15 protein-coding genes and 1 tRNA gene are annotated in these 13,452 nt (G+C 67.9%); 10 read left to right on the top strand and 6 right to left on the bottom strand.

What is annotated here, in order from left to right; all coding sequences use genetic code 11:
- From xerD to JOF42_RS13860, 9 genes are all read left to right on the top strand, one after another.
- Positions 1 to 903 (top strand): site-specific tyrosine recombinase XerD, encoded by a 903-nt coding sequence (xerD, locus tag JOF42_RS13900; RefSeq protein ID WP_210098376.1) that lies wholly within the window; start codon positions 1 to 3, stop codon positions 901 to 903.
- Between the two features lie 182 nt (positions 904 to 1,085).
- Complete coding sequence (locus tag JOF42_RS13895; protein WP_167948901.1) at positions 1,086 to 1,919, top strand: ParA family protein; 834 nt, start codon at positions 1,086 to 1,088, stop codon at positions 1,917 to 1,919.
- Positions 1,903 to 2,781, top strand: a complete 879-nt coding sequence (locus JOF42_RS13890) for a segregation and condensation protein A (protein ID WP_210098375.1) — start codon at positions 1,903 to 1,905, stop codon at positions 2,779 to 2,781. The genes JOF42_RS13895 and JOF42_RS13890 overlap by 17 nt, the downstream gene beginning before the upstream one ends.
- Positions 2,771 to 3,373 carry an SMC-Scp complex subunit ScpB gene (gene scpB, locus JOF42_RS13885; protein ID WP_210098374.1) on the top strand — a complete coding sequence of 201 codons (603 nt, stop codon included), beginning with the start codon at positions 2,771 to 2,773 and terminating at the stop codon, positions 3,371 to 3,373. Before JOF42_RS13890 ends, scpB begins: the two co-directional genes overlap by 11 nt.
- Before the next feature lie 55 nt (positions 3,374 to 3,428).
- The gene (locus JOF42_RS13880) at positions 3,429 to 4,217 is read left to right on the top strand and encodes a pseudouridine synthase (protein WP_210098373.1); all 789 of its coding nucleotides are present in this window, start codon (positions 3,429 to 3,431) and stop codon (positions 4,215 to 4,217) included.
- Complete coding sequence (locus JOF42_RS13875; RefSeq protein WP_210098372.1) at positions 4,214 to 5,359, top strand: prephenate dehydrogenase; 1,146 nt, start codon at positions 4,214 to 4,216, stop codon at positions 5,357 to 5,359. The genes JOF42_RS13880 and JOF42_RS13875 overlap by 4 nt, the downstream gene beginning before the upstream one ends.
- Positions 5,352 to 6,026 (top strand): (d)CMP kinase, encoded by a 675-nt coding sequence (gene cmk, locus JOF42_RS13870; RefSeq protein ID WP_210098371.1) that lies wholly within the window; start codon positions 5,352 to 5,354, stop codon positions 6,024 to 6,026. The genes JOF42_RS13875 and cmk overlap by 8 nt, the downstream gene beginning before the upstream one ends.
- Complete coding sequence (der, locus tag JOF42_RS13865; protein ID WP_056306901.1) at positions 6,019 to 7,539, top strand: ribosome biogenesis GTPase Der; 1,521 nt, start codon at positions 6,019 to 6,021, stop codon at positions 7,537 to 7,539. The genes cmk and der overlap by 8 nt, the downstream gene beginning before the upstream one ends.
- 390 nt (positions 7,540 to 7,929) lie before the next feature.
- A complete protein-coding gene (locus JOF42_RS13860) occupies positions 7,930 to 8,868 on the top strand; it encodes an NUDIX domain-containing protein (protein ID WP_210098370.1) in 939 nt (312 codons plus the stop codon).
- 116 nt (positions 8,869 to 8,984) lie between these two features.
- Here the strand turns inward: JOF42_RS13860 and JOF42_RS13855 are convergent, their stop codons facing one another.
- From JOF42_RS13855 to JOF42_RS13835, 5 genes are read right to left on the bottom strand one after another with little or no spacing between them, the layout of a single operon-like run.
- Positions 8,985 to 10,439 carry an HNH endonuclease signature motif containing protein gene (locus tag JOF42_RS13855; RefSeq protein ID WP_210098369.1) on the bottom strand — a complete coding sequence of 485 codons (1,455 nt, stop codon included), beginning with the start codon at positions 10,437 to 10,439 and terminating at the stop codon, positions 8,985 to 8,987.
- 38 nt (positions 10,440 to 10,477) lie between these two features.
- Positions 10,478 to 10,864 carry an RNA-binding S4 domain-containing protein gene (locus tag JOF42_RS13850; protein ID WP_056516383.1) on the bottom strand — a complete coding sequence of 129 codons (387 nt, stop codon included), beginning with the start codon at positions 10,862 to 10,864 and terminating at the stop codon, positions 10,478 to 10,480.
- Positions 10,864 to 11,529 carry a lysoplasmalogenase family protein gene (locus JOF42_RS13845; RefSeq protein ID WP_210098368.1) on the bottom strand — a complete coding sequence of 222 codons (666 nt, stop codon included), beginning with the start codon at positions 11,527 to 11,529 and terminating at the stop codon, positions 10,864 to 10,866. The genes JOF42_RS13850 and JOF42_RS13845 overlap by 1 nt, the downstream gene beginning before the upstream one ends.
- Positions 11,530 to 11,567: 38 nt before the next feature.
- Positions 11,568 to 12,023, bottom strand: coding sequence for a hypothetical protein (locus JOF42_RS13840; RefSeq protein ID WP_210098367.1), 456 nt, complete (start codon positions 12,021 to 12,023; stop codon positions 11,568 to 11,570).
- Between the two features lie 21 nt (positions 12,024 to 12,044).
- Positions 12,045 to 12,629 (bottom strand): GNAT family N-acetyltransferase, encoded by a 585-nt coding sequence (locus tag JOF42_RS13835; RefSeq protein WP_210098366.1) that lies wholly within the window; start codon positions 12,627 to 12,629, stop codon positions 12,045 to 12,047.
- Positions 12,630 to 12,747: 118 nt separating this feature from the next.
- Here JOF42_RS13835 and JOF42_RS13830 point away from each other — a divergent pair.
- Positions 12,748 to 12,824, top strand: a tRNA-Pro gene (locus tag JOF42_RS13830).
- A 75-nt stretch (positions 12,825 to 12,899) separates the two neighbouring features.
- Here the strand turns inward: JOF42_RS13830 and JOF42_RS13825 are convergent.
- The gene (locus tag JOF42_RS13825; protein WP_210098365.1) at positions 12,900 to 13,175 is read right to left on the bottom strand and encodes a hypothetical protein; all 276 of its coding nucleotides are present in this window, start codon (positions 13,173 to 13,175) and stop codon (positions 12,900 to 12,902) included.
- Positions 13,176 to 13,452: the final 277 nt, after the last annotated feature.

The raw sequence follows: 13,452 nt of genomic DNA, 5'->3' as shown, positions 1-13,452 counted from the left end.
ATGCAGCTCGATCGTGCGTTGGACACGTATCTGCGCCACGTCACGATCGAGCGCGGTCTCAGCGAGCACACGATCTCGGCCTACCGCCGCGACCTCGGCGGCTACCTGGAGTGGTTGGCGGACGAGGGGATCGTCGACACCGCCGAGATCACATCGGCGGTGGTGGGGCGCTTCATCGCGGATCGTTCCTCTGCCGACCCGAAGCCGGCTGCCACGAGCCTGGCCCGCTTGCAGTCGTCTGTGCGGGGCTGGCACCGATTCCTCGCGCGCGAAGGCATCGAGGACGACGATCCCAGCGGCCGTCTGCGACCGCCCAAAGCGCCCCGGCGGCTGCCGAAGGCGCTGACCATCGACCAGGTGGAGCGGCTGCTGGCCGCGCCCTCGGCCGACGACCCCATCGGCATCCGCGACCGTGCACTGCTCGAGCTGCTCTACGCGACGGGCGCGCGAGTGTCGGAAGCCGTGGGGCTCGACGTCGACGACCTCGCCCATGGCGATGTGCTGAGGCTTCGGGGCAAGGGCTCGAAGGAGCGCATCGTCCCGATCGGATCGTTCGCCCGCACAGCAGTGGATGCGTATCTCACCCGGGTGCGACCGGGGCTCGCGGCGAAGGGTCGGGCATCCGCTCGGCTGTTCCTCGGCGCGAGGGGTGCGCCGCTGTCGAGACAGAGCGCCTGGCTCGTGATCCGCGCGGCTGCCGAGCATGCGCAGATCACCGCCGAGGTGTCGCCGCACACGCTGCGCCACTCGTTCGCGACGCACCTGCTTCAGGGCGGAGCCGACGTTCGCGTCGTGCAGGAGCTGCTCGGACACGCGTCGGTGGCGACGACCCAGATCTACACGCACGTGTCGGTCGACACCCTGCGCGACATCTACGCGACCTCCCATCCGCGCGCCCGGTGAAGCGCCCTCGGTGACGCCCGCCACGCGCGGGCAGCACGGCGAAAACCCGGGATCGCCGGGGGCGAGACGTCGATCGCCCCGGGCGATCGCTAGAATCGACCAAGCACGAAGGAGCAGGAGAATCGGTGGCTGAGAACGCGGCGAAGTCCAGGGCGAAGACGTCGAAGACCGACGACACACCCATGGGACCCACCGGGCGTCCCTATCACGGCTTCGCGACCCCGGAACCGCTCGCCTCGCACGGCCCCGCTCGCATCATCGCCCTGTGCAACCAGAAGGGCGGCGTCGGCAAGACGACGACGTCGATCAACCTCGCGGCGGCGCTGGCCGAATACGGCCGCAAGGTGCTGGCCGTCGACTTCGACCCCCAGGGTGCGCTGTCCGCAGGTCTCGGAATCCAGACGCATGACGTCCCGACGATCTACGACCTGCTGCTCGACACCAAGCGCGACGCACACGACGCGATCGTGCACTCCAATGTCGAGGGCCTCGACGTGATGCCCGCGAACATCGACCTGTCTGCTGCCGAGGTGCACCTCGTCAACGAGGTCGCCCGCGAGACGATCCTCGCCCGTGTGCTCCGCCAGGTCGCGGGGGAGTACGACGTCATCCTCATCGACTGCCAGCCGTCGCTGGGGCTGCTGACCGTGAACGCCCTGACCGCGGCGCACGGCGTGATCATCCCGCTGGAGTGCGAGTTCTTCGCCCTGCGCGGTGTGGCCCTGCTGATCGAGACCATCGACAAGGTGCGCGACCGACTGAACCCGTCGATCACGATGGACGGACTCCTCGCCACGATGTACGACCCGCGCACGCTGCACTCCCGTGAGGTGCTCGAGCGTGTGGTCGAGGCATTCGGCGACGATGTGCTCGAGACCGTCATCGGTCGCACGGTGAAGTTCCCCGACGCATCCGTCTCCGGCGTGCCCATCACAGAGTTCGCTCCGGAGCACGCCGCCGCCCAGGCCTACCTGCGGCTGGCGCGGGAGCTGGTCGCCCGTGGCGCCGTCGCCTGAGATCGAGCCGTCCGAATCACCGGCTGAGGCCGCGACGCCGGCTGAGCCCGAAGAGACCGACGCCGATTCGGCGATCGCCGACCCGGGATTCCGGGTCTCCCTGTCGAACTTCGACGGACCGTTCGACCTGCTGCTGAATCTGATCTCGAAGCACGAGATGGACATCACCGAGGTGTCGCTGAGTGCGGTCACGAACGAATTCATCGCGTACCTCAAGGAGCTCGACGACGACAAGGAGCTCGACCAGGCGTCGGAGTTCCTCGTCGTCGCCGCCACCCTGCTCGACATGAAGGTGGCCGGCCTCCTGCCGCAGGGAGAGTTGGTGGATGCTGAGGCCGTGGCGCTGCTGGAAGCCCGCGATCTGCTGTTCGCGCGCCTCCTTCAGTACCGCGCGTTCAAAGAGGTCTCAGCGTGGTTCGCCCGGTGCCTGCAGCGTGAGGACCGGCGTCACGTGCGCGCGGTCCGTCTCGATGAGAAGCATCGCAAGAAGACCCCCGAACTCGTCTGGTCGCTCAGCGCCGACGACTTCGCGGCACTGGCGCTCCTCGCGTTCGCTCCGAAGGAGATCCCGCACGTGGGTCTCGATCACCTGCATGCGCCGCTCGTCAGCATCCGCGAGCAGGCGGCGATCGTCGTGACGCTGCTCCGTGCCGCCGAGTCGGTGAGCTTCCGCGAGCTGGTCGCGGGAGTGACGGAGCCGGGGATCGTCGTCGCGCGATTCATCTCTGTGCTGGAGCTGTACCGCCACGCGGCGCTCTCCTTCGAACAACTGGAACCGCTCGGCGAGCTGACGCTGCGCTGGGCCGCCGACCACTGGTCGGACGAGACACTGGCATCCCTGGGAGCCGACTATGACCGATGACGTGACAGAGACCACGACCGACGAGGTCACCCTCGAATCGCCTCTTTCCGAACGGATCGAGGCGATCCTGCTGATCATCGACGAGCCGATCGGTCTCGTGGCCCTCGCTGCGGCTGTCGGCTCGCCCGTCGCGGCCGTGCGGCAGACCATCGAGACGCTCGTGGACGACTACGACGGCAGGGGAGCGGGCCCTCGACGCGGCTTCGAGCTCCGCGAGGTGGGTGGCGGCTGGCGTCTCTACGTGCGCGAGGACCACGATGACGTCGTCGCCGAGTTCGTCGGCGGACAGGCGCCTGCGCGGCTCTCGCAGGCAGCGCTCGAGACGCTCGCGGTGATCGCCTACAAGCAGCCGGTCACACGCAGTCAGGTCGCCTCGATCCGCGCCGTGAACGTCGACTCGGTCGTGCGCACGCTGCTCGCTCGGGGGCTCATCACCGAGCTCTTCGCGGACTCCGAGACCGGTGCGATCAACTACGGCACCACCGACGCGCTCCTGCAGCACCTGGGCATCAACTCACTCGACGATCTGCCCCCGATCTCGCCTCTGCTCGACGACGGCGCAGACGGCTTCGACGAGGGCACGATCCGATGACGTCGGTTCGGCCCGAGGGCGCACACAGTTTCAACTTCGACGAAAGGACCATCCGATGAGCGGCTTCGAGACACCAGAGGGCATCCGCCTCCAGAAGGTGCTGTCCGCAGCGGGCGTCGCGTCGCGCCGCGTGATCGAGCAGTACATCGTCGAGGGGCGCATCCGCGTCAACGGCGTGACCGTCACCGAGCTCGGCCGCCGCGTCGACCCCGAGACCGACCTCATCGACGTCGACGGCACCGCCGTGCAGCTCGACGTCTCGAAGCGCTACGTGATGCTCAACAAGCCCACGGGTGTGGTCAGCAGCCTGAACGACGAGAACGGTCGCCCCGACCTTCGGCGCTTCACCGACGACTACGAGGAGCGCCTCTACAACGTCGGGCGACTGGATGCCGAGACCAGTGGCCTGCTCATACTGACGAACGACGGCGACCTCGCCCACGTGCTCGCGCACCCGTCGTTCGGTGTCACCAAGGTGTACATCGCCAAGGTCGAGGGTGAGGTGACGGCGCAGACGATCTCGAAGCTCACCAAGGGGATCGAGCTCGAGGACGGACCGATCTCCGCCGACAAGGCGCGCCTGCTCGACACCTCTCGCGGGTCGAGCCTCGTCGAGCTGACGCTGCACTCCGGCCGCAACCGCATCGTGCGCAGGATGCTGGCCGCAGTCGGCCATCCGGTCACCGAGCTCGTGCGTCGGCAGTTCGGTCCGCTGCACCTGGGAACCCTCCCGGTTGGGAAGACGCGCGAACTGACTAAAATCGAATTGGGCGCGCTGTTGACTCTGTCGCGCCGTGATTCCGGTGTCGCCGCGGCGCCAGGCGAGCAGCAGGAGAACGAGTGACCGATACGACGAGTGCGCCCACGGGGGCCCGGAGTTCCGTCGCGCCGCGAACCGCGGCCAGGCTCTCCGGTACCGTGCGCGTCGTCGGTGCCGGTCTGCTCGGTGCGAGCATCGGACACGCGCTCCGCGCCAAGGGCGTCGACGTCGTGCTCGCCGACACCTCACCCGCTCAGCTGCGCCTCGCGATCGACTACGGCGCGGGTCGCGCCGTAGCCGACGATGATGCGCCCGCGCTCGTCGTGGTCGCCGTGCCGCCGGACGTCACCGCCGACGTCATCGAGGCCGAACTGACCCGCTTCCCCGATGCGGTCGTCACCGACGTCGCGAGCGTGAAACTCGAGCCGTTCCGCACCCTGCGCGACCGTGGTGTCGACATCACGCGCTATATCGGCTCGCATCCGCTGGCCGGGCGTGAGCGCGGCGGGGCGATCTCCGCACGCGCCGACCTGTTCATCGGTCGCCCGTGGGTCGTCTGCCGTGATGAGGAGACCCGCGCGGCCGACCTCGCGCTCGTCGAGGCGCTCGCTCTCGACGTCGGCGCGATGCCGCTCGAGATGACCCCCGAGGAGCACGACCGATCGGTCGCACTGACCTCGCACGTTCCCCAGGTCGTCGCGAGCCTCCTCGCCGGCCGGCTCGCCGTGGCCGACGAGGGCGCGCTGCGCCTCTCGGGTCAGGGAGTCCGCGACACGACGCGCATCGCGGCATCCGCCCCCGAGCTGTGGGTGCAGATCCTCGGCGCGAATGCCCAGCCGGTGGTCGAGATCCTCGACGCCTTGGCGGCCGACCTTCGTGATGTCTCGGATGCGCTGCGCGCGCCGGAGGCGCCCGGAGCCCGACGCGTGGTCGCGGAGACCATCCGACAGGGCAACGACGGCGTCGAACGCCTGCCGGGCAAGCACGGGCAGAACCAGAGATTCGAGACCCTCGTCGTCATGATCGACGACACCGCCGGGCAGCTCGGTCGCCTCTTCGGCGAACTGGGAGAGCTCGGCGTGAACGTCGAGGACCTCCGCCTCGAGCACTCGCCGGGAGCGCAGTTCGGTCTGGCCGAGATCAGCGTCGACCCCGCGGCATTGCACGGGGCAATCACCGGACTCCAGGAACGCGGCTGGCGGATTGCAGGTACGACCAATGACTGACTTCATCGCCATCGACGGACCCGCCGGTTCCGGCAAGTCCAGTGTGTCCAAGGCCGTCGCCCGTCGGCTCGGCTTCGGCTACCTCGACACCGGTTCGGCGTATCGCGCGCTCGCCTGGCATGTTCTCGACCGGGGAGCGGACACGGCGGATGCCGATGCCGTCCTCTCCGCGGTCGCGGAGTTCCCGGTGCGGCTCGGCCTCGACCCCGACGACCGGACCGTGCAGGTCGGCGACGTGGACGTCACGGATGCGATCCGTGAGCCCTCCGTATCGGGTGCCGTGAGCGGTGTGGCGCGTGTGCCCGAGGTGCGCGAGCAGGTCAATCGACTGTTCCGCTCCCTCGTCGCCGACGCGCCGTACCCGGCCGTGGTCGTCGAAGGGCGTGACATCACGACCGTCGTCGCACCGGATGCGCCGGTGCGCATCCTTCTCACGGCCGCGCCCGAGGTGCGCGCCGCCCGTCGCGCCGGCGAGCTCGCCGGCGAGAACGCCGAGGCCGTCGCCGCAGCACTGCACAAGCGCGATGCATCCGACAGCGCCGTCGTCGACTTCCTGAACGCCGCAGAGGGCGTCGAGGTCGTCGATTCGACGGAGCTCGATTTCACACAGACCATCGACGCCGTCCTCACGGTGATCGAACGAATCCGAGGAGTACACCATGGCTGACGACGAATACGAAGGCGGCCCCGACCAGCTCGCCGAGAAGATGGAGCAGCTCGACGAGCAGCTCGCCGAAGCGCGCGCCGAGACGCTGCGCGCGGGTCTCGCCGACTACGACCTGGACGATGAGGATGCAGCCCTCCTCGCCGGGATCACGATGGGCGAGGACGGGATCCAGTTCTTCCCCGCACTGCCGGTCGTGGCGATCGTCGGTCGACCGAACGTCGGCAAGTCCGCGCTGGTCAACCGCATCCTCGGCCGCCGTGAGGCCGTCGTCGAGGACACCCCCGGTGTGACCCGCGACCGCGTGACGTACAAGGCCGAGTGGGCGGACCGTCGTTTCTCGCTCGTCGACACCGGCGGCTGGGAGCCCGATGCCCGCGGCATCGATCGCTCCGTCGCCGCGCAGGCCGAGGTCGCGATCGATCTCGCCGATGTCGTGCTGTTCGTCGTCGACGCGATGGTCGGCGCCACGTCGACCGATGAGCACGTCGTGAAGCTGCTGCGCAAGAGCGGCAAGCCCGTCTTCCTCGTCGCGAACAAGATCGACGACGCCCGCCAGGAGCCCGAGGCTGCGGCTCTCTGGAACCTCGGACTCGGCGAACCGCACCCGGTCTCGGCCATCCACGGTCGTGGAGTCGCCGACCTGCTCGACGCTCTGCTGAAGACGCTCCCGGATGTTTCTGCGGTCGCGAAGGCGGAGATCGGCGGCCCGCGTCGCGTCGCGATCCTCGGCCGCCCGAACGTCGGCAAGTCCTCGCTGCTCAACAAGGCAGCAGGCGAGGAGCGCGTCGTCGTGAACGACCTCGCGGGTACGACTCGTGACCCGGTCGACGAGATCGTCGAGCTCGGCGGCAAGCTGTGGCGTCTGGTCGACACCGCCGGCATCCGTCGTCGTGTGCACATGGCGCAGGGCGCCGACTTCTACGCATCGCTGCGCACTTCGGCCGCTCTCGAGAAGGCTGAGGTCGCCGTCGTCGTCCTCGACGTCTCCGAGACGATCAGCGAGCAGGACGTGCGCATCATCGATCTCGTGCTCGAGTCCGGTCGCTCGCTCGTGCTCGCGTTCAACAAGTGGGACCGCCTGAACGACGACGACCTCGAGAACGCCGACCGCCGACGCTACCTCGAGCGTGAGATCGAGCAGGACCTCGCGCACGTCGCCTGGGCTCCTCGTGTGAACATCTCGGCCAAGACCGGTCGTCACCTCGACAAGCTGGTGCCTGCGCTCGAGACGGCTCTCGAGAACTGGGACCGTCGCATCCCGACGGGCAAGTTCAACGCCTTCCTCGCCGAGCTCGTCGCCGAGCACCCGCACCCGCTGCGTGGAGGCAAGCAGCCGCGCATCCTGTTCGGCACCCAGGCGTCGACGCGTCCGCCGACGTTCGTGCTGTTCACGACCGGGTTCCTCGACCCGGGATACCGTCGATTCATCCAGCGTCGCCTTCGCGAGCTGTACGAGTTCGACGGAACCCCGATCGTCATCAACATGCGAGTCCGCGAGAAGCGCCAGCGCTGAGTCGCAAGAACTGCCCCCGTGCGTGAATCGCACGGGGGCAGTTTTGTCTCGGGGGCAGTTTCGTCTCCGGGGGCAGTTTCGTCTCCGGGGGCAGTTTCGTCTCCGGGGGCAGTTTCGTCTCCGGGGGCAGTTTTGTCTCGTCGGTTCGTCGGTTCGTCGGTTCGTGGCTCATGGCTCGTGGCTCGTGGCTCGTGGCTCGTGGCTCGTGGCTCATGGCTCATGGCTCCTGGGTGCCTGGGTGCCTGGGTGCCTGGGCTCGTCGTCTCGTGGGTTCGTGGGGTTCTGCGTTCGGTGCCGACGCTGCGCATGCCCCCTGCGAGCGAGCGCCCGCTGTTCCCGTCTGTGTCTCCAGCGGATGCCGATACCGGAATGCTGTGACAGGCTGAAGGGGTGACTGTCGTACCTCCCTCTGCCGGTGAACCTCGTCGCCCTGATGGGCCGCGGAACCCTGGTGATGCCTGGGTGATCGCGCCGTCGGGGGAGAAGTACTGGGGGCGTTTCGGTGCCGCAGGTCTGCTCGCCTTCGATCCCGAACGAGGCATCCTGCTGCAGCACCGTGTCTCGTGGAGCCACTTCGGCGGAACCTGGGGTCTGCCGGGCGGTGCTCTGCACGCGGGCGAGAGAGCGATCGTGGGCGCAGTGCGCGAAGCGCAGGAGGAAGCAGGCGTCCCGGACGGCTCTGTCCGACCCCGCTTCACGAGCGTGCTCGATCTGGATGTGTGGTCGTACACGACCGTGATCGCCGATGTGGTGCGGCCGTTCGAACCGGTGATCAGCGACCCGGAGAGCGTGGCTCTCGAGTGGGTGCCGGTGGATGAGGTCGACTCGAGGCCGCTGCATCCAGGATTCGGCAGCGCTTGGCCTGTTCTGCGGGAACTGCTCGACGTGCGGCCGTCGCTGGTCGTGGATGGCGCGAACGTCGTCGGCTCGGTGCCTGACGGATGGTGGAAGGACCGTGCCGGTGCCGCCACGCGTCTCGCCTCGCGCCTGGACGGGCTCTCGGTGTCTGCGGCTGACCTCGGTGTCGGGGGAACGACCTGGTTTCCGGAGATCGCTCTCGTGGTGGAAGGGCAGGCACGAGGGATCACGGCTCCCTCGTCGGACGCCGATGCGGAAGCCCCCGAACTTCTCCCTGCAGGCGGTGTCTCGATCGTGCGCGCCGAGGCAGCGGGCGACGATGCGATCGTCACAGAGGTCGAGCGACGGGCGCGTGCGGGACAGCATGTCGTGGCCGTCACGAGTGACCGCGAGCTGCAGAGTCGCGTCGAGGCGGCAGGCGCCGCGCAGATCCACTCGGCCGGCTGGCTGCTGGACGTGCTGCCGCAGTAGTCGTCGCCGAATCGGGCGCAGACACTGACGTGGCGCGACGCCTGCCTCTTCGGGCACGGGCCACGGGCCACGGGCCACGGTCCACGGTCCACGGGCACGGGCGCGAGGCGCAGTTCTCAGACGAACATGACTCGTCGACGCGGTGGATCGGCGTAGCTTCGGCCGAGTGGACTCGTCCACGTGACCGCGCCGTCGGGAGTCTGCCGGGCCGTCCACCGGTACCGTTCGTCGATGTCGGGGTGCTTGAGCGAGTGATGCGTGGTGCAGAAGTGGCTGAGATTGTCGATGCGTGTCCGCCCACCGCGCGCATGGTCGTGGTTGTGGTCGATCTCGCATCGGTGCACCGGCATCCTGCATCCGGGGAACCTGCAGTGTTCATCTCGCGCTCGAAGGAAGCGTTTCATCTGTTCGGTGGGGGAGTACGAGTCCGTCTCGGTGACCAGGCCGGTCGCGTCGACGAACAGGCGCGCCCATCCCTTGCACCGCCCCGCGAGTCCGCGTGCGACATCGGGGTCGAGTGGTCCATGACCGTCGAGTTCAGCCGGGCGGTCGTCGCCTCCGGCGAGAGTACTCGCGGCGACGGTGACCTGGATGCGGGCGGAGATGTTCTCGAGCCCGGTACCGTTCGCTTCACTCGGGTCGGCGGTGAGCAGCAGGTCGGCGAGCAGATCGGCGCGGATCTGATCCAACGTGCGGGTGTCGCCGGAGAGATGCTCGATATCGGGGCTGGTCGGATCGGTCATCGGATCGATCAGACCGGCGAGCGGGTCGATGACGAAGGTGCCGTCGGCAGCGATGACCCCGGCGTCGAAGTAGGCGCCGTAGCGCGGATCCTCGGGGGAGAGGTCAGAGAGGCGGAGCGAGTCCGCGGTGTCGTCGAGCGGTTCGAGGATCGGCTCCCGCTCGTCGCGAGTGCGAACGATGTGCCGTGCCATCTGCGTGAGTCGATCAGAGATCGCCACGGCGACCCACTCGGGCAGAATCGCGGTGAGGGCCGCCAGGCCGTCGCCCACCGATCTGACGGTGACGCAGCGTTCGGAGGCCGCGCGCCGCTGAGTCTCGACGACCGTCTCGCCCACGAGGCCCGCCGCGACCTTGCGAGCGTGGGGCTTCGTGCGCGAAGCCGTGTCGTGTTCAGCGACCACGAGTACTGCGGCCTCGTAGAGGCCCATCGTCGCGGCATCCACACGTCCGTCTCGGATCGCGTCGTCGACGATCTCGCTGGCTCGCACGATCTCACGGACATGGTGTGCACTGATGGCGCCCGAAGCAAAGGATGCCTGCACAGCGGGGAGCGCCCGTGACAGGGTGCGGGCGTCGGTGAAGGCGTATTCGATCGACCCCTTCGGAATGTGCCCAGCGGCGGAGTACTCCGCGATCATCGAGCGATAGATCGCCTCTCGGTGCCGAGGGCTCTCGGAGACGTCGCTGTCGTGCACGCCTATGCGCTCGACGAGGAGCGCGTATGACTCGGCCTCGAGCGCAGCGATCTGACGTCGCTTGTCGACCCATTCATCGAGCAGGCGACAGCGCTCCTCGAGGTCGAGGTCGAGGTCGGTACAATGAGCCATGCGCTCATTTTAGAACATATGTTCTAACGGCTCCAGGGTTATCCGTGGAATATGCCGTCATCCTCCGCGCTGCGCCCGCGCAGCCGGTCGATGTCCCGTCGCTCGCGTTTCGTGGGCCTGCCAGCCCCTCGATCGCGCAGTCCGAGGGCTGCCTGTGGCTCGCGCTCCGGGGTGCGGTCCTCGTAGGCCAGGGCAGCGAGCGGAGCGCCGACGCGCTTGACGAGCAATTGGCGGACGAAGAGGATCCGATCGAAGCCGGCGATGCGGACGCGCAGTTCGTCACCGATGCGGATGTGCTGTGCGGCCTTGACCTTGTCGCCGTTGACGCGTACATGCCCCGCTCGGCATGCAGTGGTGGCGGCCGAACGCGTCTTGTAGACGCGGATCGCCCAGAGCCAGCTGTCGACCCGTGCGGCATCAGCCATCAGACGCCTCGCTTTCTGAGTGCGATCAGCGCGCCTGCGATGATCAGTCCCTGCCCGATCGTATAGGTCGCCATGATCGCGGGGTTGCTCCAGTCGGGGAGCGAATCAGGGAGGAACAGGCGGAGAGCCAGCAGCGTGTCACTGGCGAGGAAGAACGCGCCGCCGACGGCGACGAACGGGTGGCACCGGGTCGAGAGTGCGGCGGTCGCACCGAGGATGAGTCCGTAGACCGCGACGGCGATGAGCAGGCCGCCCGTGTGCGGGCCGAGGAAGGTGAGCATCGCGACCCACCATCCGGCGTAGATGAGCGCCCACCATGGCATCCGTCGCACGCGAAGGTGACGGATGAACAGAGCGATGTATGCCAGATGCGCGATACCGAAGAAGAGGAGCATGAGCGGCACTTCGGGAGCGTCGGGGAAGAGTGCTCCCGCGCTGTCGCCGAGCCAGGAGAACACGATCGCCGCAAGGAGCAGCGCCAGAGCGGCACGTGAGCGGATGGCGCGCGCTGACACGAGCACGGGGATCGCGAGGAGCGGCGTCAGCAGGAGCTTGCTCGGACCTGCTGCGGGACTCTCGAGAGCGAGCAACGCCACATGGATCGCCGACACCGTGATGTACGGAATGAAGGTCCACAGAGGAGGGGTGGGCGGGCGGCGCTGCATCCCCCCATCGTATGGCGGGCGGCGCGGACGCCTATCCGTCAGGACTCGACGGTCACCTGTGCGATCTGTCCGTCGGTGCCGAGATGCACTGCGGGCCAGTAGCCGTCGGGGAAATGCTCGCCGCAGGAGTCGATGAAGTGCAGCACGATCGTTCCGTCGGCGGATGCCTCGAGCGTCTCGAGGGTGAGATCGGATGCGGCGTCGTCGAGCTCGTGCTGCTCCGGTGTGCCCGTGCTGAACGCCGTGACGATGGTGTCGGATGCGAGGCGTCGGAGAACCGAGAGAGCGGCGATGGTCTCGTGGACATGGGGGAGCAGGGCGCTCGCCTCGTCCGTATTCGTGCCTTCGACCATGAGGTCGAGGGGGGCGCCGTGGGCGACCGTTCCGCCGGCATACCAGTCGTGAGTGAGCACAGTGCCGTCGGACAGCTCGGTCGTCGCGCGGGTGAGCGTGCCGAGCTCGGGGTCGTCGATGGTCGGATGCTCGTCGCTCATGTTTCCTACGCTAGCGCCCGCTCACGCGGACAGGTCCAACGCGACGAGGGTTCGGCCGGGCTTCATCTCGGTCTGCTCTGCGAACCCAGCGGCCAGGAACGTGCCCAGCGTGCCGTGGAAGAGATCGTTGGTGTGCTTCTTCTCGCCGCGGGTGTCGACCGGGTACCCCTCGATGAGTCGCGCGCCGGATGCTCGCGCGAAATCGACCGCGGCACGCAGCAACTCGTGGTTGAGCCCCGCCCCTCGATGCTCGCGACGGACGACGAAACACGTCACTGCCCAGACCGAGACGTCGTCGAACGGCTCGGAGGTGGCGGCGGCGATCATGCGGGTGCGCGGAATCCGCGCCTGCCTCGAGCGTGGTCCGATGCGGATCCACCCCGCGGCCTCGCCATCCACGTAGGCGATCAGGCCCGGCGGCGGACCATCGGCGATTTCGTCGCGCAGCATCTCCGTTCGCTGCGGGTTCGTCGTCTCATTCCAGTCCTTGTTGCTCAGCATCGGCCAGATGCACTGACAGCTGGCGCCGTCGCCGCCGCCGGTGAGCGCATGCTGCACGTCATCCCATCGAGCGGTCGTCGCCACCTCTGTCGTGATCGTCACCATGCATGCGACGGTACGCCGGGCCTCCGACACCCCGCAACGCCCGGCGGTCGCTCGGTTCGCGGAGCGCGCGCGAGTGGGGCTAAGATAGGGGAGTTGCCTGCGCGAGAGTGCAGAACAACGGGCTGTGGCGCAGCTTGGTAGCGCACTTGACTGGGGGTCAAGGGGTCGCAGGTTCAAATCCTGTCAGCCCGACCACAAAGCCCCGGAGAACCGCAGAAGCACGCGGAACTCCGGGGCTTCTTTCTTGCGATCTCGGGTCTGCCGGCTCGCCTAGACGTGCTTTACGGTCAGCATCCGCCAGCCATCCGGCACCTTCGCCTCGAGCGAGGCCATGTCGTCGGCCTCGATCTGCTGCACACCGTCGACGCGTGTGAACGTTCCGGTCGCTTTCATCTTCGCCTCGCCCTTGAGCATCCGCACCGGCGCGGATGCCAGGACGAATCCGGGCTGTCGGTGCTGCTCGAGCTCCACCAGAACCTCGGCGAGCGTCGCGCCGACGACCTCTACGGTGTTGGTCTCGACTGGGCGGATCAGAGCGATGAGCATCAGGCCAGCTTATGTCGCGGATTCCACACAGCGACGTGCCCCACGGGCGTCGTCCTCAACTCAGCCTTGTAGCGAGATGAGGGGAACGCGGGTCGCGCACGATACTCGCCGACCGGGCAGGTGGCCGTCGCGAAGCAGTCGAATACCAGCCGCTCAGCGCCTGGTCTGTACGTGAAATCCCTTACAGACACCAGATGCCACTCATGTCACGGTGGAGCATGCAGAGGCAGACTCTGCACGGCCGTATGGAGTGGAAATGATGGTTCGGGCGAGTTGT

Source organism: Microbacterium phyllosphaerae (assembly GCF_017876435.1).
Taxonomy (GTDB): Bacteria; Actinomycetota; Actinomycetes; order Actinomycetales; family Microbacteriaceae; genus Microbacterium; species Microbacterium phyllosphaerae.
This window is presented reverse-complemented; position numbering and strand designations above follow the sequence as displayed.

Coding starts and splice junctions, on each gene's coding strand:
- JOF42_RS13880 (WP_210098373.1), top strand. CDS start 3,429: ATGAGCGGCTTCGAGACACCAGAGGGCATCCGCCTCCAGAAGGTGCTG.
- scpB (WP_210098374.1), top strand. CDS start 2,771: ATGACCGATGACGTGACAGAGACCACGACCGACGAGGTCACCCTCGAA.
- cmk (WP_210098371.1), top strand. CDS start 5,352: ATGACTGACTTCATCGCCATCGACGGACCCGCCGGTTCCGGCAAGTCC.
- JOF42_RS13850 (WP_056516383.1), bottom strand. CDS start 10,864: ATGGCTGATGCCGCACGGGTCGACAGCTGGCTCTGGGCGATCCGCGTC.
- JOF42_RS13835 (WP_210098366.1), bottom strand. CDS start 12,629: ATGGTGACGATCACGACAGAGGTGGCGACGACCGCTCGATGGGATGAC.
- der (WP_056306901.1), top strand. CDS start 6,019: ATGGCTGACGACGAATACGAAGGCGGCCCCGACCAGCTCGCCGAGAAG.
- JOF42_RS13840 (WP_210098367.1), bottom strand. CDS start 12,023: ATGAGCGACGAGCATCCGACCATCGACGACCCCGAGCTCGGCACGCTC.
- JOF42_RS13895 (WP_167948901.1), top strand. CDS start 1,086: ATGGGACCCACCGGGCGTCCCTATCACGGCTTCGCGACCCCGGAACCG.
- xerD (WP_210098376.1), top strand. CDS start 1: ATGCAGCTCGATCGTGCGTTGGACACGTATCTGCGCCACGTCACGATC.
- JOF42_RS13825 (WP_210098365.1), bottom strand. CDS start 13,175: ATGCTCATCGCTCTGATCCGCCCAGTCGAGACCAACACCGTAGAGGTC.
- JOF42_RS13845 (WP_210098368.1), bottom strand. CDS start 11,529: ATGCAGCGCCGCCCGCCCACCCCTCCTCTGTGGACCTTCATTCCGTAC.
- JOF42_RS13855 (WP_210098369.1), bottom strand. CDS start 10,439: ATGGCTCATTGTACCGACCTCGACCTCGACCTCGAGGAGCGCTGTCGC.